This is a genomic window from Euryarchaeota archaeon, assembly GCA_016207515.1.
Lineage (GTDB): Archaea > Thermoplasmatota > SW-10-69-26 > JACQPN01 > JACQPN01 > JACQPN01.
The window spans coordinates 61,633-83,295 of the sequence record JACQPN010000002.1 but is presented as its reverse complement, the minus strand read 5'-3'; the positions used below and the strand labels follow the sequence as shown (position 1 = coordinate 83,295).

General features: G+C 62.3%; 23 protein-coding genes. 7 read left to right on the top strand and 16 right to left on the bottom strand.

The window, feature by feature from the left end; genetic code table 11:
- Positions 1-30 precede the first annotated feature (30 nt).
- The 6 genes from HY556_00930 to HY556_00905 all read right to left on the bottom strand — a co-directional run bounded on the left by HY556_00930 (position 31) and on the right by HY556_00905 (position 5,270).
- Positions 31-765 (bottom strand): hypothetical protein, encoded by a 735-nt coding sequence (locus HY556_00930; GenBank protein MBI4392349.1) that lies wholly within the window; start codon positions 763-765, stop codon positions 31-33.
- Positions 762-2,090, bottom strand: coding sequence for a DUF58 domain-containing protein (locus HY556_00925; protein MBI4392348.1), 1,329 nt, complete (start codon positions 2,088-2,090; stop codon positions 762-764). Before HY556_00925 ends, HY556_00930 begins: the two co-directional genes overlap by 4 nt.
- A gap of 141 nt (positions 2,091-2,231) precedes the next feature.
- Entirely contained in the window at positions 2,232-3,197 is a 966-nt protein-coding gene (locus tag HY556_00920; protein ID MBI4392347.1) for a MoxR family ATPase, read from the bottom strand.
- A 55-nt stretch (positions 3,198-3,252) separates the two neighbouring features.
- Positions 3,253-3,741, bottom strand: coding sequence for a hypothetical protein (locus HY556_00915; protein MBI4392346.1), 489 nt, complete (start codon positions 3,739-3,741; stop codon positions 3,253-3,255).
- Positions 3,738-4,625: a hypothetical protein gene (locus HY556_00910; protein ID MBI4392345.1), complete on the bottom strand. Its 888-nt coding sequence runs from the start codon at positions 4,623-4,625 to the stop codon at positions 3,738-3,740. Before HY556_00910 ends, HY556_00915 begins: the two co-directional genes overlap by 4 nt.
- 48 nt (positions 4,626-4,673) lie before the next feature.
- On the bottom strand, positions 4,674-5,270 hold the full coding sequence (locus HY556_00905; protein MBI4392344.1) for a hypothetical protein: 597 nt from the start codon (positions 5,268-5,270) through the stop codon (positions 4,674-4,676).
- Between the two features lie 85 nt (positions 5,271-5,355).
- On the opposite strand from HY556_00905, the gene HY556_00900 reads away from it, so the two are divergent.
- Both HY556_00900 and HY556_00895 read left to right on the top strand, forming a co-directional pair.
- On the top strand, positions 5,356-6,000 hold the full coding sequence (locus HY556_00900; protein ID MBI4392343.1) for a hypothetical protein: 645 nt from the start codon (positions 5,356-5,358) through the stop codon (positions 5,998-6,000).
- Between the two features lie 189 nt (positions 6,001-6,189).
- On the top strand, positions 6,190-6,735 hold the full coding sequence (locus HY556_00895) for a TATA-box-binding protein (GenBank protein ID MBI4392342.1): 546 nt from the start codon (positions 6,190-6,192) through the stop codon (positions 6,733-6,735).
- 26 nt (positions 6,736-6,761) lie between these two features.
- On the opposite strand, the gene HY556_00890 is transcribed toward HY556_00895, so the two are convergent.
- Positions 6,762-7,361, bottom strand: a complete 600-nt coding sequence (locus HY556_00890) for a hypothetical protein (protein ID MBI4392341.1) — start codon at positions 7,359-7,361, stop codon at positions 6,762-6,764.
- A 705-nt stretch (positions 7,362-8,066) separates the two neighbouring features.
- Here HY556_00890 and HY556_00885 point away from each other — a divergent pair.
- Positions 8,067-8,957, top strand: coding sequence for a TatD family hydrolase (locus HY556_00885; protein ID MBI4392340.1), 891 nt, complete (start codon positions 8,067-8,069; stop codon positions 8,955-8,957).
- An 11-nt stretch (positions 8,958-8,968) separates the two neighbouring features.
- Here the strand turns inward: HY556_00885 and HY556_00880 are convergent, their stop codons facing one another.
- The 8 genes from HY556_00880 to HY556_00845 all read right to left on the bottom strand — a co-directional run bounded on the left by HY556_00880 (position 8,969) and on the right by HY556_00845 (position 15,948).
- Positions 8,969-10,009, bottom strand: coding sequence for an alpha-hydroxy-acid oxidizing protein (locus HY556_00880; GenBank protein ID MBI4392339.1), 1,041 nt, complete (start codon positions 10,007-10,009; stop codon positions 8,969-8,971).
- A gap of 127 nt (positions 10,010-10,136) precedes the next feature.
- Entirely contained in the window at positions 10,137-10,751 is a 615-nt protein-coding gene (locus tag HY556_00875) for a hypothetical protein (GenBank protein ID MBI4392338.1), read from the bottom strand.
- A gap of 58 nt (positions 10,752-10,809) precedes the next feature.
- The gene (locus HY556_00870; GenBank protein MBI4392337.1) at positions 10,810-11,838 is read right to left on the bottom strand and encodes a hypothetical protein; all 1,029 of its coding nucleotides are present in this window, start codon (positions 11,836-11,838) and stop codon (positions 10,810-10,812) included.
- Positions 11,839-11,842: 4 nt separating this feature from the next.
- On the bottom strand, positions 11,843-12,139 hold the full coding sequence (locus HY556_00865; GenBank protein ID MBI4392336.1) for a DUF424 family protein: 297 nt from the start codon (positions 12,137-12,139) through the stop codon (positions 11,843-11,845).
- 3 nt (positions 12,140-12,142) lie between these two features.
- Positions 12,143-12,529, bottom strand: a complete 387-nt coding sequence (locus tag HY556_00860) for a translation initiation factor IF-2 subunit beta (protein MBI4392335.1) — start codon at positions 12,527-12,529, stop codon at positions 12,143-12,145.
- A 111-nt stretch (positions 12,530-12,640) separates the two neighbouring features.
- The gene (locus HY556_00855; protein ID MBI4392334.1) at positions 12,641-14,803 is read right to left on the bottom strand and encodes a minichromosome maintenance protein MCM; all 2,163 of its coding nucleotides are present in this window, start codon (positions 14,801-14,803) and stop codon (positions 12,641-12,643) included.
- A 316-nt stretch (positions 14,804-15,119) separates the two neighbouring features.
- On the bottom strand, positions 15,120-15,485 hold the full coding sequence (locus HY556_00850) for a DUF3198 domain-containing protein (protein ID MBI4392333.1): 366 nt from the start codon (positions 15,483-15,485) through the stop codon (positions 15,120-15,122).
- A gap of 157 nt (positions 15,486-15,642) precedes the next feature.
- Positions 15,643-15,948 carry a DNA-directed RNA polymerase subunit K gene (locus HY556_00845; protein MBI4392332.1) on the bottom strand — a complete coding sequence of 102 codons (306 nt, stop codon included), beginning with the start codon at positions 15,946-15,948 and terminating at the stop codon, positions 15,643-15,645.
- Between the two features lie 383 nt (positions 15,949-16,331).
- Between HY556_00845 and HY556_00840 the strand changes: the two genes are divergently transcribed.
- The 4 genes from HY556_00840 to HY556_00825 all read left to right on the top strand — a co-directional run bounded on the left by HY556_00840 (position 16,332) and on the right by HY556_00825 (position 18,658).
- Positions 16,332-17,237, top strand: a complete 906-nt coding sequence (locus HY556_00840) for a radical SAM protein (GenBank protein ID MBI4392331.1) — start codon at positions 16,332-16,334, stop codon at positions 17,235-17,237.
- Positions 17,238-17,461: 224 nt separating this feature from the next.
- Entirely contained in the window at positions 17,462-17,758 is a 297-nt protein-coding gene (locus HY556_00835) for a hypothetical protein (GenBank protein ID MBI4392330.1), read from the top strand.
- 174 nt (positions 17,759-17,932) lie between these two features.
- The gene (locus HY556_00830; GenBank protein MBI4392329.1) at positions 17,933-18,142 is read left to right on the top strand and encodes a hypothetical protein; all 210 of its coding nucleotides are present in this window, start codon (positions 17,933-17,935) and stop codon (positions 18,140-18,142) included.
- 78 nt (positions 18,143-18,220) lie between these two features.
- A complete protein-coding gene (locus HY556_00825; protein ID MBI4392328.1) occupies positions 18,221-18,658 on the top strand; it encodes a hypothetical protein in 438 nt (145 codons plus the stop codon).
- Positions 18,659-19,728: 1,070 nt separating this feature from the next.
- On the opposite strand, the gene HY556_00820 is transcribed toward HY556_00825, so the two are convergent.
- Positions 19,729-21,354 (bottom strand): TCP-1/cpn60 chaperonin family protein, encoded by a 1,626-nt coding sequence (locus HY556_00820; GenBank protein MBI4392327.1) that lies wholly within the window; start codon positions 21,352-21,354, stop codon positions 19,729-19,731.
- Between the last annotated feature and the right edge of the window lie 309 nt (positions 21,355-21,663).

Genomic DNA, 21,663 nt, shown 5'->3' with positions numbered 1-21,663 from the left:
ATGCAAAATTTTAGCGACCCGCTTTTTAACCTATTTGTGGATTGATTGTTTAATCAAACTCCGCCCGAAAAGCAATGCGACCACAAACGTCATCAACCCCCCAACGAGGGCCGCGTTGTCGCCAAGACCGATGTCCACGCCTGCGGCGTTGCGAACTCCTAGGACGGCGATGGTGCCGACGACGAGCCCCATGGCCGCCGTCTCGCCGAGCGTCTTCAAAGCCTCCCTCACTTGGGCTTCGTGGAGTCGGACAAGGTCTCCTGGCACGGGCCCGCGCTCGTCGAGGCGCTCCACCTGCAGCGCCGCTAGGGCGAAGACGTTACTAGAAAGCGCGAACGTGGGAAGCGTGACCGCGAGCGCGATCTGGGGGAACGAGATGAGGGTCGGGGGCCCGGTCCGCTCTCCGATGAGTCCGGTCCAATCGAGGATGCTCGCGTCGATCGTCACGAGGGCCGCCACGGACAAAGCCCCCAGATAGAGTCCCAACGGGCGGGCTCCGCGGCTCCCGTGGTTGACGGCGATGCCGAATGCGAGGCAGCCCAGCGGGACGTAAATGAGCGAATCGAGCTCTCCAAGAAACGGCGGCAGCGCCGAGCCGGTCTCCCCAAGAAGCATGGCGATGCTCGTCGGCTCCCCGTTCTGTACCACGGCCGAGTTCTCCAATGCGTATGAAGCGAGAAGGAGCAGTACGAGCGAGGCCCCGAGGGAGACACCCATGTGGAGGCGCGAAAGCCGCGTCGCTTCCTTCGAAAGCGCTCGCCTCAACGCTCGATCCCCCTCATCAAGGCCGACCCCACGGGCTCCTCGAAGGGGTCCCATTGGAGAAGCGAGACGCCGAGGCGTCGAAGCGCGCGGGCCTTCCGTTGCGCGTCGTACCCTAGGATCGCGAGGGCCATGCCGCTCGCCTCGTCCGATTCTTCGACCGTCGAGTCGACGGTCGGCGAAAGCCAGACGATCGGGGCCGCCCTCGAAGCGCGGCTCCCCGCGTAACTCCTTATGCGTCGCACGCCCTCGACGTTCATCTCGTACGCGCATTCCACCCGGCTAAGGACGAAGACGACCGGTTTCTCGCGCGCGAGGAATCCCTTGACGCGTTCGACGGCGACAGGTAGCCCGTCGGCCGTGGCGGCGGGCCGCAGTTTCGCAAGGGCGTCCCGCACTTTCATCGATTGGCGTCTCCCTGTATCCGGGTAGAAGACGACGGGCTCCGCGGCGTTGTATATCGTGCCGCCCACGCGGAAATTCCGCTCCGAAAGGTAGCTCACAAGCCCGAGTGCAGCGTCGGCGCTGAAGTCGAGCAGGTTCAAGGCGTTCGTCCCGACCTCCATGTAGGCCCCCGCGTCGAGGAAGAACCAAGCGGCGCGCTTTCCCTCGATCTCGTACTCGTTCACCATCAGTTCGAGGCGAGGGCCGGTCGAGCGCTTGGCCGTCGCCCGCCAATTGATGATCTTCAACGGGTCGCCCATCGAGTATTGGCGGATCTCCCGGAAATCCGTGGTCTTGACGCCTTGCGTTATCCGGTCCTCGTCGGGGGTCGTCGTCTTCCCGCGGGCGCGCATCCTCTTCATGCGCAGCACCTCAGCCGTGGAATCCTCGACCTCGATCGTTTCCGTCTCCCCGACGGGGGAACCGGTCGACTCGTCAAGCCCGAAAGGGTGGAAGCGGTACACTTGCGTCGGAGGCACGTCGCAGGCCCCGCGGCGCGTCGCGCGGAACCTGTACGAGGACGTGAGAGGGCCCGTGTCGCAGTCGTGAAGACGGAAGTTGGTGCCGTGCGTCAACTCCACGTGCGCGGGAAGGTCGTCGTGGACGAGGGCGAGGCCGGGGCCCGCGGAAACGTCCCATTCGACGGCTATCTCCTCACCGACCGTTGCCCTTCTGCCGGGCTTTGAAAGCTCGAGGCCTTCGAGTTCGGCGCTTTCCTCGTCGAAGGTCGTGGCTTGGGTCGTCCGCGTGACGCGGATGGAACGCCCGACCTTTGGCGTCTTTAGGGTCGCCGGCGCGGCGGCCGCAAGGGCGCCGACCAGCAACGTGAAACCAAAAAGCATCACCGGCGGATTCCCAAGGAAAACGCCGAGCGCGATTGCCATTGCGGCCCCGAACAGAGGTCCGCGCGAAAGATGGGTCCTCATCGCCTCACTCCGTCGCCGAGTTCAAGGTGGGTGGCGCCACAGCGTGCCCTATCGGCCTCGCGACCGGGAACGTGACAAGGGGAATGCCCCCGGCGGGCCTCATTTCCTCACGCCGAGACCGGTCGGAAGCGCCGTGTTAGAAAGAACGGTGGAGAGCGCCTCGACGGGTGTTCGCCCTTCGAGCGCATGTTCCACCTTGAGGATGGTGCGATGCACGAGGCATTCCTGTGCGAAACGCTTCACGTCGTCGGGGATTACGTAGTCGCGTCCTGCTAGAAGCGCCCCTGCGCGCGCCACTTTGAGAAGCGACAGGCTGCCTCGAGGACTTGGGCCCACTTGGACGAAGGGGTGGGCCCTGATGCCGCGCACGAGCTTCGAGATGTAGAGGATTATCTCCCGGTCGACGTACACGGTCTCGACGACGGAGCGCAGCCGCAACAGTTCGTCGAGGGTCACGGTCGGTTGGATCCTGTCCGTGGGGTCGTCGCGTTTCCACCCGATCCTCTTTTCGAGGATCTCGCCCTCAAGCTCCACCGAATCCGGGTAACCCGTCGAGAGGATCATGGTGAAGCGGTCGAGCTGTGCTTCCGGGAGCGGGTAGGTGCCTTCCTGCTCGATGGGGTTCTGGGTGGCGAGGACGAAGAATGGGTTCGGGAGCGGTAGGCTCCTGCCGTCTATCGTCACTTGCCTTTCCTCCATGGCCTCCAGGAGGGCGGATTGAGTCTTCGGCGGCGAACGGTTGATCTCGTCGGCGAGGAGGATGTTCGTGAAGATCGGCCCCTTCATGAGGCGGAACGCCTTCGCCTCGGAGTCGTAGATGTTGCTTCCAAGGATGTCGCTTGGGAGGATGTCGGGCGTGAACTGGATCCTCTTGAACTCCGCGCCCACGGTCTTTGCGAAGGATTTGACGAGAAGCGTCTTTCCGAGGCCTGGGTAATCCTGGAAGAGGACGTGCCCACCGGCAAGTACGCCCGCGAGGAGCTTGTCGACCACGCGTTCCTTGCCAAGGTAGTACTCGCTCACCTGGGCGACGATCCGGCGAAGGTGAGCCTGTGGCGCAGCCATCGGGTCGGCCTGGCCGACGTTTCCCGGCGGCCTCTTCTCGAGGGCGCGAGCCCCTTCATCCGCCAACGCCGCCGTCCTCAAGGCGCTCCATGACGCGCCTCACAAGTTGAAGCCGACGCTCGCGTTCCACTGGGTCTATCGCGCGGGCGCGCCGATCGGTCTTCGTCGAGCCCGTCGTGAACTCGCCGAGCATCCCGGGCGGGAATCCCGAGGAGAGGCGCTCGAGTTCTCGCGCAAGCTCCTTCTCGTTCTCTCCCCGCTCCACGAAGGAATAGAGGAGGCCTCGAAGTATCTCGTAGGAGGGATCGCGTAGCGCCCGCACGGATTGGCTGTGATGCCGGACGCTCTTTCCTGGTAGCGCCGCCTCGGGCCGCGCCTTCGTGGAGGCGGAGACGTGGAACAGGATGAGGGCGAGACAGATCGCCGTGACGGCCGCCCACTCGTAGAGCGGTCCGAACGGTTCGGTGGGCGCCAACGCCGTCCGATAATAGGCGTAAGCGACCGCCGCGGCGACGACCAGGGGAACGGCGATCCTCGCGTTCACGCCGTGCCCTCCAGGACGTCGGTGGCCCGAAGCCGCTTGAGGACGCCGATGAGGTGAAGGTAATCGGTGCGAAGGACCGGGCTTCCCGAGTAGAGGGCTTTCTCGGAGAGATCGACTATCGCGACGAGGTCTTGCAGCGTCCCCTGGCCCCTTTGCGCAAGGGTCTCGGCGAGTTCGCGAGCGGTAAGGTGGGGGCTCAAGTCCGAGTTGAGGCGTAGCGCGTGACGCCTGAAACCGTGGTAGAGCCGGATGATAGCCTCACGGTAATCGACGACGCGCACGACGGACTCCTTGAGCACCGCTCCCGTCCCGTTCTCGAACCCCGCGTTCACCTTGAAAACGCCTTGCCGGGGGAACTGCAGGGTGACGCGGGCCTCGCCCGTTTGCGACACAGGGGCCCGCTCCACGATCGGCGGCTCGCCGGCTGCTTGCGCCGTCACCCGGACGTAGCGTTCGTTCGCGGAAGGCTGGGCCCGGACGACGAGCGTGATCTTCTCGCCTGGCGAGATGATGCTTTCGCCCGCGCCGGGTATCTCGTAACCGGAGAGATCGATGGAGGCCTCCGCGGGTGCCGGTGCCTCTCGCCGAGAGGCGGGGGGCGCTTGCTTCGGTGGGGGGGCGGCCGCTGGCCTCGGCGGTGGGGGCGCCGGCCGTTGAGGCGTCGGCGGCGCCTGTGGAGGCGTTGCTATCGCCGGCGGGGGGCTCTCCTCGTCTCCTCCTACGTTTTCTGCGGGTCTCTTCACGTACTGCACGTAGAGGGCCACCCCGACGAGGCAAAGCGATGCGAGCCAGACGGAGAACATGACGGACGCCGCAAGGCGCATGCCAAGCGACGGCAGGACGAGGAGCAGGATCGAAGTCGCGGCGACCACCGCGAGCGACACGAGGAGGAGGTTCGGCGGCTTCTTCAGTCGCTCTATTGCGTCGTTCGCTCAAACCACCTCGCTGCACCGGAACTTGAGCCAGAGGATTGCCGCCCATCGCGGCGTCACGGCCGCGTTCGGGGGGAAGGACGTGCCGGGGTCGACTTGCAAGGTTATCCGTCCGCTTACGTCGGGGAAGGTGTCGTTCCCTTGGCCGGTGAGGGCGTCGCGTCCTTGCGAGGGCTGCGGTTGTTGCTGCACCTCGGCCAGGCTCGCGGATCCCGAATCGGTGACGCGCGCGACGAACGCGGTCGTGTCCCGCCAACCCGCTTCGAGGCGGCCGCCCACGGCTAGGTCAGGCACATCGACGCTACGTGACGGCGCCCCAGCGTCGTCGCTTGTGACGTTCGCGGCCGGGTATTCGACCTCGTCGCTAGGAGAGTCGGCGCAAAAGAGGGCCGCGGCTTCGGGAGGGATCGGTACGCTGATATTCACGGGCGGCGGGTTCTCGGGAGGAGGAAGGTCCGGGGGCTCGCGCAGGTTCTCCAGGGACTTGAGGTACGAGGCGTTGACCTCCTGGAACAAGGGGACCGAGACGAGTAGCACACCTACCGCTGTGACAGCCACTTTCAATCCTATCCCGCTTACCAATGGGACCCGATGCAACTACTCCCCTTTCATATAAAAGCGTTGAGGTGCGTTCGCTTGACCGGTGCGCGGCGTTTTTAACCATGGTGTAGCTTCGCGGCGCGTGGTTTCCCCAAGCGGCTTCCAAATGGTGCAGTCGCACGGGAGGGATTTCCACATCCTCGGCACCATCACCGGACTCGTTTCTGAGGCTGACCGTGTTGCCCAGCTGTTTCAAGACCTGGCTCCTGATTGCGTCGCCGTCGGCATCCCCGAAAACGAATTGGCGGGCTTACGGGCATACATCACGGCCGGACCCGATGCGCCGGAACCGGACGATGAGGACGTCGAAGAAGGGTATTCTTTGGCGCTGTCGAGGTTCGGGGACGTCGGCGTGCCGCCGCCGGATCTCATGGAGGCGGTCCGGCTTGCCCTCACCGCCGGCGTCGAGACGTTCGCGCTCGATCTCGATGACGACACCTACGCCGACGCGTTCACCGAGGAGGTGTCCGGCATCCAACTCGTCCGCTACAGCCTCAAGATGCGTAGGCTGGCCCGTCGACCGCCGAAAGCGGCGACCGCCGGAGAGTTCGCCTTGAAGTGGGATTCCGATGTCCGCAAGCTCAAGGGCTTCGCCCGGCTGGAGAAGCGGCGGGAGCGGAAGATGGCCGACTCGCTGAAGGCGATCCCCGTCGGGCACACGCGCATCCTTGCCGTCATCGAGTTGCCGCGGCTCGAAGGCGTAACGACTGCCCTCAGGAACTTGTAGTTGCGATGGCGGAATGGAATCGCAGCGGCCAGCATCCCGGAACCGAGATAGATTCTGACATGTAGATTAAAAACGCATATGTAAACCGTTCCTGTTTTCGCTTGCAGATAAACTATTTAAACGCCCATCTTATATAGCTTTTATACCCGGCGTGGGAGCGGAGACTCCCCTCGGCACGAGGGATTCCACATGGCCAAGATAAAGATCGAGAACGTCGTCGCTTCGACCTCCATCGGTTCCGAACTAGACCTCCAGTCTATCGCACTTGCACTTGACAATGCCGAATACGAGCCCGAACAGTTCCCCGGCCTCGTCTGCCGCCTGCGCGAACCGAAGACCGCCGCGCTGCTCTTCAGGAGTGGAAAAGTCGTCTGCACCGGCGCCAAATCCATCGACGCCGTCGGAAAGGCCGTCGACATCGTGACGCAGAAGATCGAAGCGAGCGGCGTCAAGGTGAACCGCCACCCCGAGATAACCGTCCAGAACATCGTCGCTTCGAGCGACTTGGGCGCCGAACTCAACCTCAACGCCATCGCGATAGGTCTCGGCCTCGAGAAGGTCGAGTACGAGCCGGAACAGTTCCCGGGCCTCGTCTATCGCCTCGACGTCCCGAAGGTCGTCGTCCTTCTATTCGGAAGCGGCAAACTCGTGTGCACGGGCGCTAGAAAGCCCGAGGACGCGGAGCAGGCAGTGGACAAGATCACCGAGGAGTTGAAGGCGCTAGGCCTGCTGTAGGCCCCATTGACCCGCGCTCACGGCCCCTAATCCTGCTCGCCCAGCTCCTTCGCCAAGAAGCGAACGCCGGTAGTTGCGTTGCCGGAATAGGTCTTCAGTTTGAGTGGCCCGTCCCAATAGGTTATCGTTCCCTCTACGGTGTAGTTTCCGCCTGGGAGTGCGGGATATTGTGGCCGAGGTTCACCGTTCACGAAGCCGTCGCTTAGGATCGTCCCGTTCCAACTAAATGAATGTTCGAGAAAGGCCCCCGGTTCAACGACGACCGGAGTCCGAGCGAGGCATCTTAGACCAGACTCCATTGCACCCAATTGAACGATTCCACGGTGGAGTTTGAAGACGACCCACGGATTATCGCAGGCCGTATTCACGAGAATGGCCTTGTCCCAAGTGTTCTGAAGATGCGCCACAATCGCAACCGACGTGCCTGGGAAGAACTCGGTCTCGTTGGAATCAAGCCAGAACCGGAATTGCGGAGTGTGCTTCGTTGCATTCCATCCCTCCCACACGAAGGTCGAGTTCGCCTCACGTACCGTGGCCGCGACATTCGGATCGTAAGTCAGAACGGGCCAGTAGCCGAACCTTCCCACGACGCGATATTCACCCCCGGGCGCAAGGTTTTCGGGCACCGCCCCAAACCAGCGGCCCTCGAACCGCCGCGTATGTTCTGCGGATGCTCCCGGTGCAAGAACCCGTAGGGGCGACTTTGCCGGGACGGTACATGCAACCAGGTCTTCTCCATCGATCACGCGGGAACCATTCATGACCTCGAACCACAGGAACGGTGCGCCGCCGCAACTCCATGGGTATTCAACTGCCCCGGGACCGTGGTTAGTGACCACGACCGTGGTCGTCAGGTCTCCTCCGTACGGAACGAAATGGTCTGACATCCGAAGTTCGATCGTCACATTGGCCGGGGCCACCCACCACGGAAAAACTACCGTGTCTCGGGATCCGTCAATACTCTGGACGCAACCGCCTAGCGTGACCCCAAGGACCACGAGACAAGCCGGGACGGCCCTCATGAACACCCCATCGAAATTCATCCGTTGTCGGTTAAGGAAACCTTGCTTATAAGGAGGATTTGCGTCAAACGTTGTGAACCGCCGGCTTTCTCAGGAGGCGCCGGCACATTGTGCGGCCTTGAAGCGATCGCGCTCGCCGGAGGCCTCCAGGTGCAATGCGCGCCCCACAGGAGTGAGTTCATAAGGGAGACATGGGCTTAACCGACTACGCATGCATCGAAATTAGGAACGTAAAACCACCGGTCCTGGTGGGGAAAAACCGAACAATGATTCATGCAACGTTTAATCCCGTTCGGCGGTTGCTGGGCAATGCGTCCGCCCCGGCCGGCCTACCCCGTCTTCGACAACCACTTCCACCTTGACCCCGACGGTCGGAAAGCGGAGGCCGTGAAAGAGTTCGTCCGCGCCGGGGGGACGCACATGATGCTCGTTCACAAACCCTACGGGCGCACGGTCGCAAACACCGTCGAAAAGCAACACGAGGCGCTCGATGTCACACTTCGCCTCGCGGAGATCGCCCGAAGCGTCGAGGGCGTGACCGTCTTCGTAGCACTCTGCCCACATCCGGCGGAACTCACCGAGATGATGAAGACGGGGATGAGCCTTGAGGAGTCACGCATCGTGATGGAGGCCGCCATACGCCGCGCCGCCGAGCTCGTCCGCGAAGGGAAGGCGGTCGCGATGGGGGAGGCGGGGCGCCCTCACTACCCCGTGAGCGAGGATGTCGGGCGGGTAAGCAACGACCTCATGCGTCTCGAATTGGAACTGTGCCGCGACCTTGGCGTGGCGCCGATACTTCACACCGAGTCGGCGACGCCCGAAGTCTTCGCAGATCTTGCCCGCATCGGAAGGGAAGTCGGATTCCCGGTGGAGCGGATGGTGAAACATTACTCGCCCGCGATCGTCGACGAGAAGCTGAACCACGGCCTTTTCCCAAGCGTCATCGTGGGGAAGGGACAGGCGGAAGAAGCGGCCCGCCAGGGGACGCGCTTCATGATGGAGACGGATTACACGGACGAACCGCGGATGGAAGATGGAAAGATCCTTCCTGGGACCGCGACGGGCGCGGTATTGGGACCGAAGACCGTGCCGCGCCGCTCTAATGAACTCGTCGAAAAGGGGATCTTCGCGACCGACGCACTCTGGAAAATACACAAGGAAAACCCGGAAAAGGTCTACCGGATCTCCGTTGAACTCTGACGTAGGCCTCGTCAGAGCGGCGAAGCGCGGACCGCATCCTTCGTGACCTCGTCTGGCGACTTGAATCCCGCAAGCGCCATCGCCGAGTCGAACTCGTCGCGTAGAAGCCTCAACGCGCGCTCGACGCCCGCCTCGCCGGCGATCGCGAGGCTCCAAAGGATCGGTCGCCCGATGAGCACCGCATCTGCGCCGAGTGCTAGCGCGATCAACACGTCCGTGCCCCGCCTCACGCCGCCATCGACGTAGACCTCGCACCTCCCATCGACGGCGGCGACGACCCCGGGGAGCAGGTCGATCGTGGCCACCCCGGCGTCGAGTTGGCGCCCACCGTGGTTGGAGACGATGATCGCGGCCGCTCCATGTTCGACCGCCGCCTTCGCGTCGTCGGGATGCACGATGCCCTTGAGGACGATCGGGAGCCCCGATACGTCCTTAAGCCACTCGACGTCCGCCCATGTGAGGTCCGGTTTCCTCTGCTCGTCAAGGTACGCGGCGAGACCGCTCTTTCCCTCCTTGGCGGCCGAGAGACGTCCAGCGGGGATTCCGGTGAAGTTCGCAAGCTGCAGGCCCTGTGGAAGCGTGAAGCGGTTTCGCAGGTCCCGCTCTCTTCTTCCCCACGTCGGCGTGTCCACCGTGAGCACCAGCGCCTTGTACCCGGAGGACGCAGCGCGCGAGACGAGCGACTCTGTCAGTTTTTTATCACGGTAGACGTAGAGTTGGAACCATTTGGGCCCCGCCGCGGCGGACGCAATGGCCTCAAGCGATGTGTTCGAAAGAGTGCTGGCGATGAAAACGGTTCCGGCGGCCGCCGCCCCGCGAGCACTTGCCTCCTCGCCTTCAGCATGCATCAACTTGTGGAAGGCCGTGGGGGCGACCATCGCGGGCAGTGAGATGCGCTGGCCGAGGACCCGGGTCGAACAATCGCGGCGGGAAACGTCCCGTAGGACCCGATGGACGAGCCTCAACCGCGCGTAACCGGCCTCGTTCTCGCGCACGCTCCTTTCGTCGCCGCTTCCACCGATGACGTAATCGTACGCGGTCTGCGAGAGCATGGACCGTGCGAGGGCCTCCACCTCCCTGAGATTATGGAACTCCGGGGCCGTCGCGTTCAACGGCGACGAAGACGTGGGCGGCTACTTGAAGGTCACGGCGGGTCAGCGCAGCGAACCGGGCGACGCATCACCGGGTCCTCGTCGGGCCCGCGCTTGTGACCGTCGCGTCGAACCTCATGAGCGCGCCGGAGACCGCGATCGAGTGGCCTTCCGTGTGGAAATTCGGGACGGCCGCCGTGGTCGTCGCCGTGACGCGGACGGTCCATGCGCCGGTGGCGTTCGTGTCCGAGAAGGACGCGAAGACCTGGCGCTCGGCGTCGCCTTGAGTGAACGAGTACACCGGCCCCGTCGTCGACGGCGGGGCGCGTAACTCGCCGTCAAGCCGGAGCTCGACCGTCGACGTCTGTTGCCCGGTGAGTTGCGCCGTGGTCGTGAACCTCCGGTTCATCGGGCCCGTCACCTCGACGCTCACCGTGTCGTCGGCGGTGCGTGGGCCCGCTCCAGTGACGCTCACGGTAAAATCGATCCTCGTGACGTTCGTCGCGTTCACGTTGAAAGTGAATTGTGCCGGCGTCTCGCCGGTAGAGGTGCCAGATTGGGGAGCGAAGGCGACCTGCGACGATGCCCAGGTTATGCGGAATTCCGTGGGCTGGGGCACGACCTGGAAGAAGGCTATCCCGGCGCCTGCCGCCGCCAAGACGATGACGCCGACGAGGGCCACGAGGACGTCCGCTTTTTCCATCGGGCGGGAATCCGGGACGCCTCGTTTAGCTTTTGCCTTGGGGATCCATGGGCGGCCTTCATTCCGGAAGAAGCAGGAGCCGCTCTTCGAGGCGGACGACCTTCACGGTCTTGCGGCCCCTGGGGAACCCGGGGGGTTTCTTGAGATCGACGGTCCGCATCGAGTCGGGATCGAGGACCTGGAACTCACGTTCGCTCTCGGAGACGACGACCGCTTCCTTCGTCGCGGATCGGTCAAGTAGATGCACGCGGCCGAGTTTCGACCGGTCCATCGATATCTGTTCGCCGGTGTCGAGGTTCAGCATACGGGCGGACCTCACGGTCAACCCACGCACAAGAAGGACATTGTCGTCGATGACAAGGACGCTGCCGACCCCCCAAGCGGGCAGTTTCACGCCGAAGGTCACACGATAGAGGTCGCGGCCTTCGCGACGGCCCACGAGTTCGGGCGATTCGGTTAGACGCGCCTTGTAACGCGCCTGGATGGCTTTCGAGACTATCCGGCCCGCGTTCGTGGTCCCCATGTAGAGGTTGAGGCCGCCGTGCTCTTCCTCGCTTTTCAGGATGAACGCGTTCGGGTCGCCCTCCTCGCGTAGGCGCTCGACGACGGTGGACGCTTGGTCGACGAGCGTCTCCATCTCGGGTCTCGTCAACGGGTTGTCCTCGCGGCGAAGCTGCACGATCGCCTCATAGTAACCGCCGAAGCGTCGGCTGCAGCTCGTGCACGTGCCGTACTTGAGCCGGCCCTTCGTCGTCGCGGACCGGGCGAACGGTATCCCCCGGAGGGTGCCTTCGACACGGATTGTGAAGAGGAAATTACGGGGGTCCTCCTCCTTCACGTGGAAGCGCAGCGTCGACTTGGCATCGGCGTGCAGCGTCAACGAATCCTTCACCGCGCCTTCAAGGGCGGGGTTGAGCTCGCCTTTCGGCTCGAGCCAACGGGATCCGCGTTTCCTGCTGTGGCAGTGCGCGCATATCTCGAGGTCCACGTGGTCGGGGACCTTGAGAAGGTCCTGTTCATCGATGAAGCAGGACGCGCAGAGCGCGTCGAAGAGTTCCGCCTCCTTCCCGCACTTCACGCAGAACATCGAGTCACCTCATCACTGCCATCTGGGCATGGGGCACGCCGTCGATGTAGATGACGTTCGCGGCATCGATGAAACCGTATTCGAGCGCCAACCCGACGACCCGTCTTCCGACGAGGTTCGCGATCGTGCACGCCTGAAGTTGGCCTAGGAGGAAATCCGCCTCGACGGTCTCGGTGCCGTAGAACTCGGCGCTCACCTTGATGTGGAGCCGCCCTTCGCGAAAGACTTTCCCGACGATGTCGTCGTCCGAGGCGGCGACGAGCACTTCGTTGCCTTGCTTGTAGACCTTTGCCCGGAACATCCGCTACCCCGATTTCAAGGGGCGGTGCCCGCCGCACGCCTCGCAGCGGAGGATATGGACGCGGTGGTCCTTCTCGAAATGCGTGTCGGGTTTTCCGCACTCGTTGCAGAGAACGTACTCGCGCAAGTACTCCTCCATCTTCTCGTTCACGGCGTTGCGACCGAGCTTCCTTTGGATGATCGCGCGGCCTCCTGAATTCACGCACGGTGCGCCCAACTCGCGTTGAAGCCACTTCAAGACGTGGTCCGGGTCACGCCGGAGCGAATCGCAGATCTGCTTGAAGTTGGAGATCACCGTTGCCTTCCCTTCATCGAGCGTCTCCGCCTTCGGCATCTCGAACCGAATGTCGCCTTTCACCTTGTCCGGCACCTGGCTTCGCCCGCGCTTCAAGAGATCAACGTAAGACAATCTATCACGAACCTGAGCGAGCCCGGTTAGCCGTCGTTGTATTTATAGGTTGAGCCAGTAGAAGATGGCTTCGCGCCAAGCGCCAGAGGCGCATCAACCGTGCGTTAGCCTGAAGTGGTCGCTTCTTGGCTCGTAGATGCGTCCCTGCTCCTTGAGCCGAAGAACGGTCTCTCGCGCCTTGTCCACGGGGATCCCACGCCTTTCCGCCTCGGCGATCACTTCCGTGAAGGGAGCACCGTCTCGCCCGACTTCGAGGCTACGGATGATCTCTGTCACGATGTTGATGCGTTCCCGCTGGTCGTGGCTGATACCGGTCGCTATGACGTCGATGTCCATCACACCGGTCCCGCCGGAGACCTTGCGCAGATAATACTCTACGATACCGATGGCCCTGTCCACGTCCTGGATCCGGACCTCGTTTGAAAGACGCACGCGCGCCGAGGATTCGGCAAGACGCACGATGGCCTCCAGCTGGCGAGGCGTCATCGGCACGGGGCCGCGCTCGCCGGCCTCCGCACCCGCTTGGCGACGGAGGTTCACGTAGTAGTCACGGATCCGTTCGAGCGCCTCCTCCTGCATGACCGGAAAACAACTTTTCTTCGCGTGGGCGACGTATTTCCTAAGGAAACCGCGTTCGATCGGCGGTTTTGCCCTTAACAATGCACGCTCCTCGTCCGCTTCGCTGTAGGCACCTTCGGGCTTTCCCTTCCTGTACTCCACTATCTCACCGGCGCGGTGCGTCGACAAGACGTGCGCTGCGAGCGCCGTGTCGCGTTTCGGTTCGGGCTTGTCCGTGAGCGGGAAGATGACATCGAACCTCGAAAGAAGCGGAGGATCCATGTCGATCTGTTCCGCGATGTTCTTGAACGGGTCGAAGCGCCCGAGCTTGGGGTTTGCCGCCCCGAGGATGGAACACCGCGATTGGAGCTGCGCGGTTATCCCGGCCTTGGCGACACTGATCGTCTGCTGCTCCATGGCCTCGTGCATCGAGGAAGTGTCGGTCTCCTCCATCTTGTCCATCTCGTCGATGCACGCTATGCCGCCGTCGGCAAGCACCAGCGCCCCGGCCTCAAGCGCCCATCGCCCGTCCTGTTCGTCGCGCACCGCCGCCGCGGTGAGCCCTGCCGCACTGCTTGATTTTCCGGACGTGTAGATGCCACGCGGCGCAAGCGACGAGGCGTACCGGAGAAGCTGCGACTTTGCGACACCGGGGTCGCCTACAAGAAGGATGTGGATGTCGCCCCTCAAACGGTTCCCGTCGGGCAGTTTCTTCGCGACCCCGCCGTACAGTTGCAAGACGAGCGCCTCCTTCTCTTCTCTCATGCCGTAGATGGAGGGGGCCATGCTGTCGATCATCTTGGTGTAAAGCTCCGGGTCCTGGGCCAACCGTTCGATCGCCACCTCGTCCTCGGGGGAGATCTTCACGTCCTCGTACTCCTCGCGGGAGCGCTCGATGCTGATGCCTTCGACGTGGAGGTCGAACACGGTGGACTTCGCTCCGCCGACTTTCCGTTGGCTGCTTCTCAAGATGCCGTTGGCCACGACCCTGTCGCCGGGCGAGAAGCGGCCCACGAGATCCTCTTCGCAATAGACGTTTATCTTCTGGGGCTGGTCGCCGCCTCGCAGCTTGTCGAAGCCCTCTTGCACTTCGATGCGCTGCTGGTCGATGAAACGTGACGACTCCTGTATGAGCTTGAAGCCGGGCGACCTGCCGCACCCGCCTTGTTCCTCGAAGCACTCGTAAGGCTCCTTGAAGGTCAGATGCTCGTCTTGCGACACCTTGATGTTGGCCTTGCATCGAAGGCATTCGAAGATCGCGTCTTCGAGCCTCGGCCTGACCTCCGTCGTTCTCTTGATGATGCCTTCGAGCGCCACTACTTTCCCGAGGTCCTCCGCCCTGAGGCTCCGGATGCCTATCTTGTAACTGTCGGGGAGGCCTTCGAAGCGGAAACGGAGGCTGGGCCGCTCTTCTGTGAGCCACGGCGCGTCCATCGCCTTGAGCGCCGCCTCGGCCGCTCGGATGGCGTGGTAGGGGTGTTTTATCAGGTACTCGGCGAGTTCGTGGTCGTGACGGTCGATGTCGAGGAAGCGGACGGTGATGCTCCTTTTCTGCGGGTATTCCTGGACCGCTTCGTTGATGAGCGCTTTGGCGTACTTTCGCAGGAAGCGTTCCCAGCTTTGCGTGAGCTGCGATTCACTGAATTGGGTCCTCGCTTCGGGCGTATCGGTCACCTCCTCGTTTCGTCGTCGGGGCATGGGAGTAGGGTGCGCTTCCTGATGAACCTGCACGAGCAACGCAAACTTGTGGCCGGCTCACTCCGTAAGGAGAAAGTCGTTACCCGTTATTGGAGTGGAAACCATGGGGTGTCAGGACGCGTTGCACTATTGATGTGGCAACGCGCCATTTAGGCCTTGGATTCGGGGGTCGCCGATAGTTTCGGCGGATTCGCGCTGGTTCGCGCCGAACGTCCGCTCGCTCGAACCGAAGCGCCCCTCACTCGAACCGAACACCGCGCACCCGCACCGAACACCCGGCCACTCGAACCAACCAACCGCTCGCTTGTCCGTTGACCTATTTCCTCTTCTGGCCCTCGCGCATCTCACGCAAACGCCTGGGGTAACTCCCGCCCAAGGTCCTTGCGATCTCGTCCAACTCCTGGATGTTACGCAGGAAATCAGATTTCTTGGCGCCCGAGGTCAACTCCCGGAAACGCAGCCGTTTCCTCCAAAGGGCGTGGAAGTTCGGGCCGTACATGACAAGGACGAGGACGCCCACCATGAGCCCGATGCCCCCGAAGAAGAGCTTAAGGTTCTGGGGATCGGGGCTCTTGTCGACGAACCAGAAATACGCGGGAAAACCGATGATAAGGACCGGCGAGCCGACGATCGCCATGAACCCCGAGACGTAGATCCTGTACGGCTTCAGGTTCAGACGCATCGGGACGCGCTAGCCGCTTTAGCTGGATATGTGCCTTGCGGAAAACATGGGCCTTGAAAACGGGACGGGGTCGACTTTCACTCGCGGCGCTTGTTCAACAGGGAATTCCTGTCGGGAATGGTCACCGTGGTCCCGAATCGCCCTTGGCGCCGCCTCTCTAATGTTCCCCGGCCTCGGGCCAATCCTGCGCCGGCTCATCTTCCTCGACGAGGTCGAGGTCGGCCGCGATCCCCGTGCGGGCGACCCGCACCGGCCGCCGGAACTTGCTGACGCGCGGCTGGCGGACGACCGTTATCGGGATGATGCCCTCGTTGAATTCCATGTGCGAGAGTCTGACGGGGTCAAAGTCGGTCGTATCAAGCAGCGTCGGAGCGCCGAGCGCGATCTGTAGTGCACGGGCACCAATGACGCGCGCCTTCTCGAACCGCGTGAAATCACTTTGAGATGGTGTGGACTCGGCCATAAGGAGCACCGCGGCGGGCATGCCCGGTTAATCCTGAACCCCTTATTAACCTTTGCTGGGCCTCAGAAGGCATCAGGGGCGCCCTTCGGCGTGGGTGGCGCGCTCTTGAAAGGTAGCCTTTCCCCTGCGGCAGCAGGTCCACGCGCTTCGCCTCTTCATCCGACGGGGCGTGCCTTGGTCACATCTGCCGTGGCGAAGATTCAGAAAACCTCCTCGGGGGGATCGGCAACAGCGTAACTTTGAACGGATGGGCGGCGGCCCAGTTCGCCAAACGGCCGCCGCCCTCCTGCCCCCTTTGATGCAGCTTCGGGCACCCCAAGCGTGGACACTTCTTCCCCAGTGACTTCGTGTCCCGTGTGCCCGCCTCCGCTGGACTTCGCGTAGTGGATGATTCCCTTCACAGCGTGCTCGGACGCGCCCATCGGCCTTCCCAGACTTCCATCGAGGCGTTCTGCCAGGCCATGATGGCGCGGGACGAACTCGTCACGCCGGCCGAATTCGGCTCGACGGAGGTGCGCGAGGTGGAAGTGAAGCGCGCCCTCAACCGGATGCCCCACCCGTACGACCATTGGGCGTTGAACCCGTACCTGGGGTGCTCTCACGCGTGCACTTACTGCTACGTGCCGGACGTGGCACACCTCGAGCGACCGAAATGGGGTTCCTACGTCGTGGTGAAACGCAACCTGCCGACCGTCCTTGCGCGAGAACTCAAGACGCTCGACAAGGACCAGGTCTTCCTATCGTCCGCGACGGACCCCTACCAGCCGATTGAAAGCGAAGCGCGCATGACACGGCGCTGCCTCGAAATCCTCCTTCGCAACCACTGGCCCCTCCGCGTACTCACACGTAGCCCTCTCGTACGTCGCGACACCGATCTCTTCCGGAGGTTCTCGGACATCGCGGTCGGGCTCAGCGTGCCGACACTTGACGACGAGGCACGCGCCGTGATCGAGCCCCGGGCCCCGCCGATCGAGGGGCGACTCAAGGCGCTTCGCTTCCTTGCCGACGCAGGTGTCGAGACTTACGCGAACCTGATGCCGGCCTATCCGCTGACCGGCGGGTTGGATGAGACGGACATTGCACATGCGATGGTGGAGGCCGGCGTGAGGCGGGTCTGCTTCTCGGGTTGGAATTATCTCCCGAATGTGGTTCCCGTCCTCACGGCGCGCACGCGGGGCACGAAGTTCGAGAATACGGCGGCGCTCGTCACGGATGGTTCCACGTATCGCAAGATGGCGGAAAAACTCAGGGAGGCGTTCGAAGGAACGGGCGTCGCGTTTTCGTCGTGACGGCCTGCCTGGCCATCGAGGGAGAACGCGACGGAGACAGGGGCGACGAGGCATCCAACCACTCGTTACAAAGAAACCGAACACGACAATCGACGAAGGCCGACCGTCGCATCACCGGATTGAAGTCATCGTGAACGGCATCAAGCCGGGAGGGGCTGCAGCCTTTCGCCGTATGGAGGGCCAACGTTATTACACATGGGAGCCGAACGGCCTGTGGTGATCTGATGGCAGACCTCCCATGGGGCCTCCTGATATTCTTAGGCGGCCTCATCTACGGTTGGTGGACACCGGGAACGCAGAACAAGACGAACATGCTGAAGATGGGCCTCCTCATCGGGGCCGTCGTCGGCGTCCTGTTCGCGGTGCTCGGTTACACGACCTCCACGAGCCCGCTAGGTTTCGCGAACGACGTCGCTGGAACGATAGTCAGCATCGTGATCCTCACGATACTGTTCATCGCCGGCGTCTGGGTCGGCGACTTCATCGAAGCGCGCACGACCACGAAACGGGGCGGCGTCTAAGACCGAAAAGGGCGCCAGAAAAAGTTTGGTGGCGGGTTCCCGTGCGGACCCGCCGATTTTTTTCCTTCTCTTGCACGCGACGCCCCCGGAAGGCGCTTCGCGGAAACGTTTAACGGCTCCGGGAACAGACTTATATAACGGTCGCCGCCATGGGCACCACCAGGAGACGCACCGATGGAAGACGAGAGTTCCCTCGAAAAGAACAGCGAATGGTTCGCGAAACAGAACCTCCGTCAATTCGTTGGAAAGTGGGTGTCCGTAGTCGACCAGGAGATTATCGCCGTCGACAAGAGTCTCCAGGACGTCATTCGGGCGACTCAAGAAAAAGCGCCAGGCAAGGAACCCTACGTCGTGATGGTCCCTGAAGGCTACATCACGGTGTAACCTTTGGCCGATGTGAATTTTTCGTACGCCTTCAAGGCGTACCCCATCGGCCGAGGTGGAGTCATTCAGAGACCGGTCATGGCATGCCGCCTCGCGCTTGGCAATCGTAGGTTCCTCACCGACCTCCTCCTTGATTCGGGAGCGGATTTTTCCATGATCCCCCGAGAAATGGCGGAGGGCCTCCTCGGCATTGACGTGGAAAAACTACCCGTCGATCGGGCCATGTCGGTCGCGAACAGCTTCGAAATAGGTGTCGCACGCCTCACCGTGACCCTCGAACAAACGGGGCGACGCGAGTCATTCGAAGCGCCCTTCCAAATCCCATTGAACCAACCCGGCTTTCCATCGCTCCCGTTGATCGGTCGAGAACCCTTGTTTCATCTCTTCGACGTGAGCTTCAGGATGGCGTACACTCCCAACCTCGGGAAGTTCACCCTCAAGAAGGTCACGAAGACGAGAGATGCCGAACGGTACACGGTGGGCGGGGCGCCGATCAGGAACCGCTCATCGCGATGAGGCGGCCTCTACGACCTTGATTTCATCTTCCGTGAGGCCGTAGAGTTGGTAGACGAGTTGGACGGCGTCGGTGGGGCTAAGGTGTCGCTGGAGGACCCCAGTTGCCGTTGGGGCCTTGCAAGATGCCGTTCCTCGCAGCCTATCTTGCACACTGGAAAACCATGGAGTAATGGTGACCTGAGCCATCCCCCCCCGCGACCTCGGTCATCGCTATCAGGACGAAGCCCCTGTCGGCCATTCCATTGAGCGTACTGTTAACACTCTCAATTGGATACCCTGGATGATCCAACTCGAAGGTTTCCACAACCGCAAATCGAGCGCCGCCACAATTTGGCTGCGGAATTGTCGCGGCACTCATTCCTCCGCCAAGCGGCAATTGGTCACCAGCCCTGATTGGGCTCACGCACCCCGACAAAAATCCAGCGCATACTACAACGAGCGTCATTAGCAAAACGTAGTGGTTCATTCGGTCACCGAGACCTGAACCTGGACGGGAGCCATAAAGGCTTGTAACGGCGCCTTTTGGCACCAAATCGTTTGCACCCCTCACCCCTTGAAACGTCATGGCCGTCCTTCGGCTCTGGAAATGCCGGTGACCTTCACATAATAACGGCGACGGATCGGGCCTCGTGCTTGTTACTATTCTATGCCGATACTCCGCACCCCAGGTTCCCATACCACCAAGGTGGAAAACCCGAATCCTTCAGCGGGTTCCGCCACGTTTTCGAAGACGGACCAGCGTCAGCGGAGAAAATATTCAACGCCGCTCGCGTTGACGAATCGGTGCGACGAGAGGTGCACCAAATCGTTGGCACAACAAATCGACGAGCGTGATTGCACGGCCGTCAGATGATTCGCAAAGCACGGCTTGCAAAAGTGAAGGACTTGACCTGAAAAGCGGACGAACGGCTCTGAATGCGAATCACAATGAATTGACGTCAGGGCTATTTCAGGGCGCCCCCCGCACGACCTACACTCAGGGCACTCACAGGCATCAATCATGGGAGAAAAAAGAATAATGGCGGGCCCCTCATCCGGAACCCGCCTGGTTTTGGAACCTGGGTCGATGCTCAGTAATCGCCCATCCCGCCGTGTTCGCCGCCCGCGCCCGGGGGCGGGGGGGTGAACGCCTTGGCCGCGATCACGTCGTCGATCCTTAGGATCATCGTCGCGACCTCGGTTGCGGACTGGATGGCCTGGGTCTTGACACGGAGAGGCTCAAGGATGTTGGCCTTCCACGCGTCGACGACCTTGCCCGTGTCTAAATCGAGACCGGCGTAGGTCTGCTTCTTCTCGTGGGCCTGACGAAGGTCCACGAGCGCGTTTATCGCGTCAAGACCGGCGTTCTCCGCGAGTGTCCTCGGGATTATCTCGAGTGCGGATGCGAAGCGCTCGATGGCGAGCTGTTCGCGGCCCCCGACCGAGCTTGCGTACTTCCGAAGCGCGAGGGCGACCTCGATCTCCGGGGCACCTGCACCGGCGACGATCTTTCCGTCCTCGACGGCCGAGCGCACGACACCGATGGCGTCGTCGAGGTTCCTCTCGACTTCGTCGATGACGTGCTCGGTGCCGCCGCGGACCAGGATGGTCACGGCCTTCGCACCCTTGCAGCCCGTCACGAAGGTCATCTCCTCATCGGCGATCTTCCTTTCCTCGACGTTCCCGGCGGTGCCGAGGTCCTTCGAGGTGAGGTCCTTGAGGTTGTTGACGATCTTCGCGCCAGTCGCTCTTGCGAGCTTCTTCATGTCCTTCTCGCTGACGGACTTGACGGCGTAGATGCCGGCCTTCGCGAGGTAATGAAGCGCCAGGTCGTCTATACCTTTCTGGCAGAAGACGACGTTGGCCTTGCTCGCGACGACGGAGTCGACGAGCTTCTTGATGGTGTGCTCTTCCTCGTCGAGGAACGCCTGGAGCTGGTTCGGGTCCGTTATCTCGATCTTCGCGTCGACCTCGGTCTTCTTGATCTCGAGGGCGGCGTTTATGAGGGCGATCTTCGGGCTCGCGACGGTCGAGGGCATCCTGCTGTTGGCCCTCTCCTTGTCGAGGACTATGCCCTCGATGAGCTCGGTGTCTTCGATGGAGCCACCGTGTTTCTTCTCGATCTTGATGTTGTCCTTGTCGACCTTCCATTCGCTGCCGGTCTTCTCTGCGACCGCGGTGACCGCGTCAACGACGATCGTCGAGAGGTGCTCGGAGTAGGTGCTCGTCGACTTCGACGCCATCGAGGTGCGGGCGATGCGCACTAGGGTGGCGGTGTCGGAGAGCGTCACGGGCTTCGCGATGTCGTTCAAGACCTTGATGGCCTTGTCGGCTGCGAGCCTGTAGCCGGCCGTGATGAGCGTCGGGTGGACGTCCTCGATGAGGTCTTCTGCCTGCTTGAGGAGTTCACCAGCGAGGACGACCGCTGTGGTCGTGCCGTCGCCGCACTGCTCGTCCTGGGTCTTTGAGACCTCCACGATCATCTTCGCCGTGGGGTGCTCGACGTCGATCTCTTTGAGGATCGTCGCTCCGTCGTTCGTGATGACGACGTCGCCCATCGAATCGACGAGCATCTTGTCCATGCCCTTGGGCCCAAGTGTCGAGCGGACCGCTTCTGCAACAGCCTTAGCTGCGAGGATGTTGTTCGACTGTGCGCCCTTTCCGCGATCGCGGCGGGTGCCTTCCTTTAGGATAATTACCTGCTGTCCTCCTGCCATCATGTTTGAATCACCAAATTCTTCTTGGTACGCGGGGTTTCCTAAGATAGGAAGCCTCGCGAGTAAGGCGCAGTAAAGCAGCTCTTCTATTTAAGCGTTTGGTGGTCTTGCCTTGCTTGCGCATGCCGCTCGAGTGCTTGGCGACTGACCGCACGCACCTTGGATGGCGAGCCGGGACGCGCGAGCGGGGCACTCGAATGGCGGGCAGGTTTACCGAAACCTCGTGCCCGACCGCGTGGAAATGCACTACTCCGCCAAGAGACCGGCCGAAGCCCCGTCGCATCTACCGGCAACCCGTGGACGCCTCGA

Coding starts and splice junctions, on each gene's coding strand:
- HY556_00855 (MBI4392334.1), bottom strand. CDS start 14,803: ATGCCCCGACGACGAAACGAGGAGGTGACCGATACGCCCGAAGCGAGG.
- HY556_00920 (MBI4392347.1), bottom strand. CDS start 3,197: ATGGCTGCGCCACAGGCTCACCTTCGCCGGATCGTCGCCCAGGTGAGC.
- HY556_00825 (MBI4392328.1), top strand. CDS start 18,221: ATGGCATGCCGCCTCGCGCTTGGCAATCGTAGGTTCCTCACCGACCTC.
- HY556_00870 (MBI4392337.1), bottom strand. CDS start 11,838: ATGTTCTGCGTGAAGTGCGGGAAGGAGGCGGAACTCTTCGACGCGCTC.
- HY556_00895 (MBI4392342.1), top strand. CDS start 6,190: ATGGCCAAGATAAAGATCGAGAACGTCGTCGCTTCGACCTCCATCGGT.
- HY556_00830 (MBI4392329.1), top strand. CDS start 17,933: ATGGAAGACGAGAGTTCCCTCGAAAAGAACAGCGAATGGTTCGCGAAA.
- HY556_00875 (MBI4392338.1), bottom strand. CDS start 10,751: ATGGAAAAAGCGGACGTCCTCGTGGCCCTCGTCGGCGTCATCGTCTTG.
- HY556_00865 (MBI4392336.1), bottom strand. CDS start 12,139: ATGTTCCGGGCAAAGGTCTACAAGCAAGGCAACGAAGTGCTCGTCGCC.
- HY556_00880 (MBI4392339.1), bottom strand. CDS start 10,009: ATGCTCTCGCAGACCGCGTACGATTACGTCATCGGTGGAAGCGGCGAC.
- HY556_00885 (MBI4392340.1), top strand. CDS start 8,067: ATGCGTCCGCCCCGGCCGGCCTACCCCGTCTTCGACAACCACTTCCAC.
- HY556_00835 (MBI4392330.1), top strand. CDS start 17,462: ATGGCAGACCTCCCATGGGGCCTCCTGATATTCTTAGGCGGCCTCATC.
- HY556_00925 (MBI4392348.1), bottom strand. CDS start 2,090: ATGGCAATCGCGCTCGGCGTTTTCCTTGGGAATCCGCCGGTGATGCTT.
- HY556_00850 (MBI4392333.1), bottom strand. CDS start 15,485: ATGCGTCTGAACCTGAAGCCGTACAGGATCTACGTCTCGGGGTTCATG.
- HY556_00845 (MBI4392332.1), bottom strand. CDS start 15,948: ATGGCCGAGTCCACACCATCTCAAAGTGATTTCACGCGGTTCGAGAAG.
- HY556_00820 (MBI4392327.1), bottom strand. CDS start 21,354: ATGGCAGGAGGACAGCAGGTAATTATCCTAAAGGAAGGCACCCGCCGC.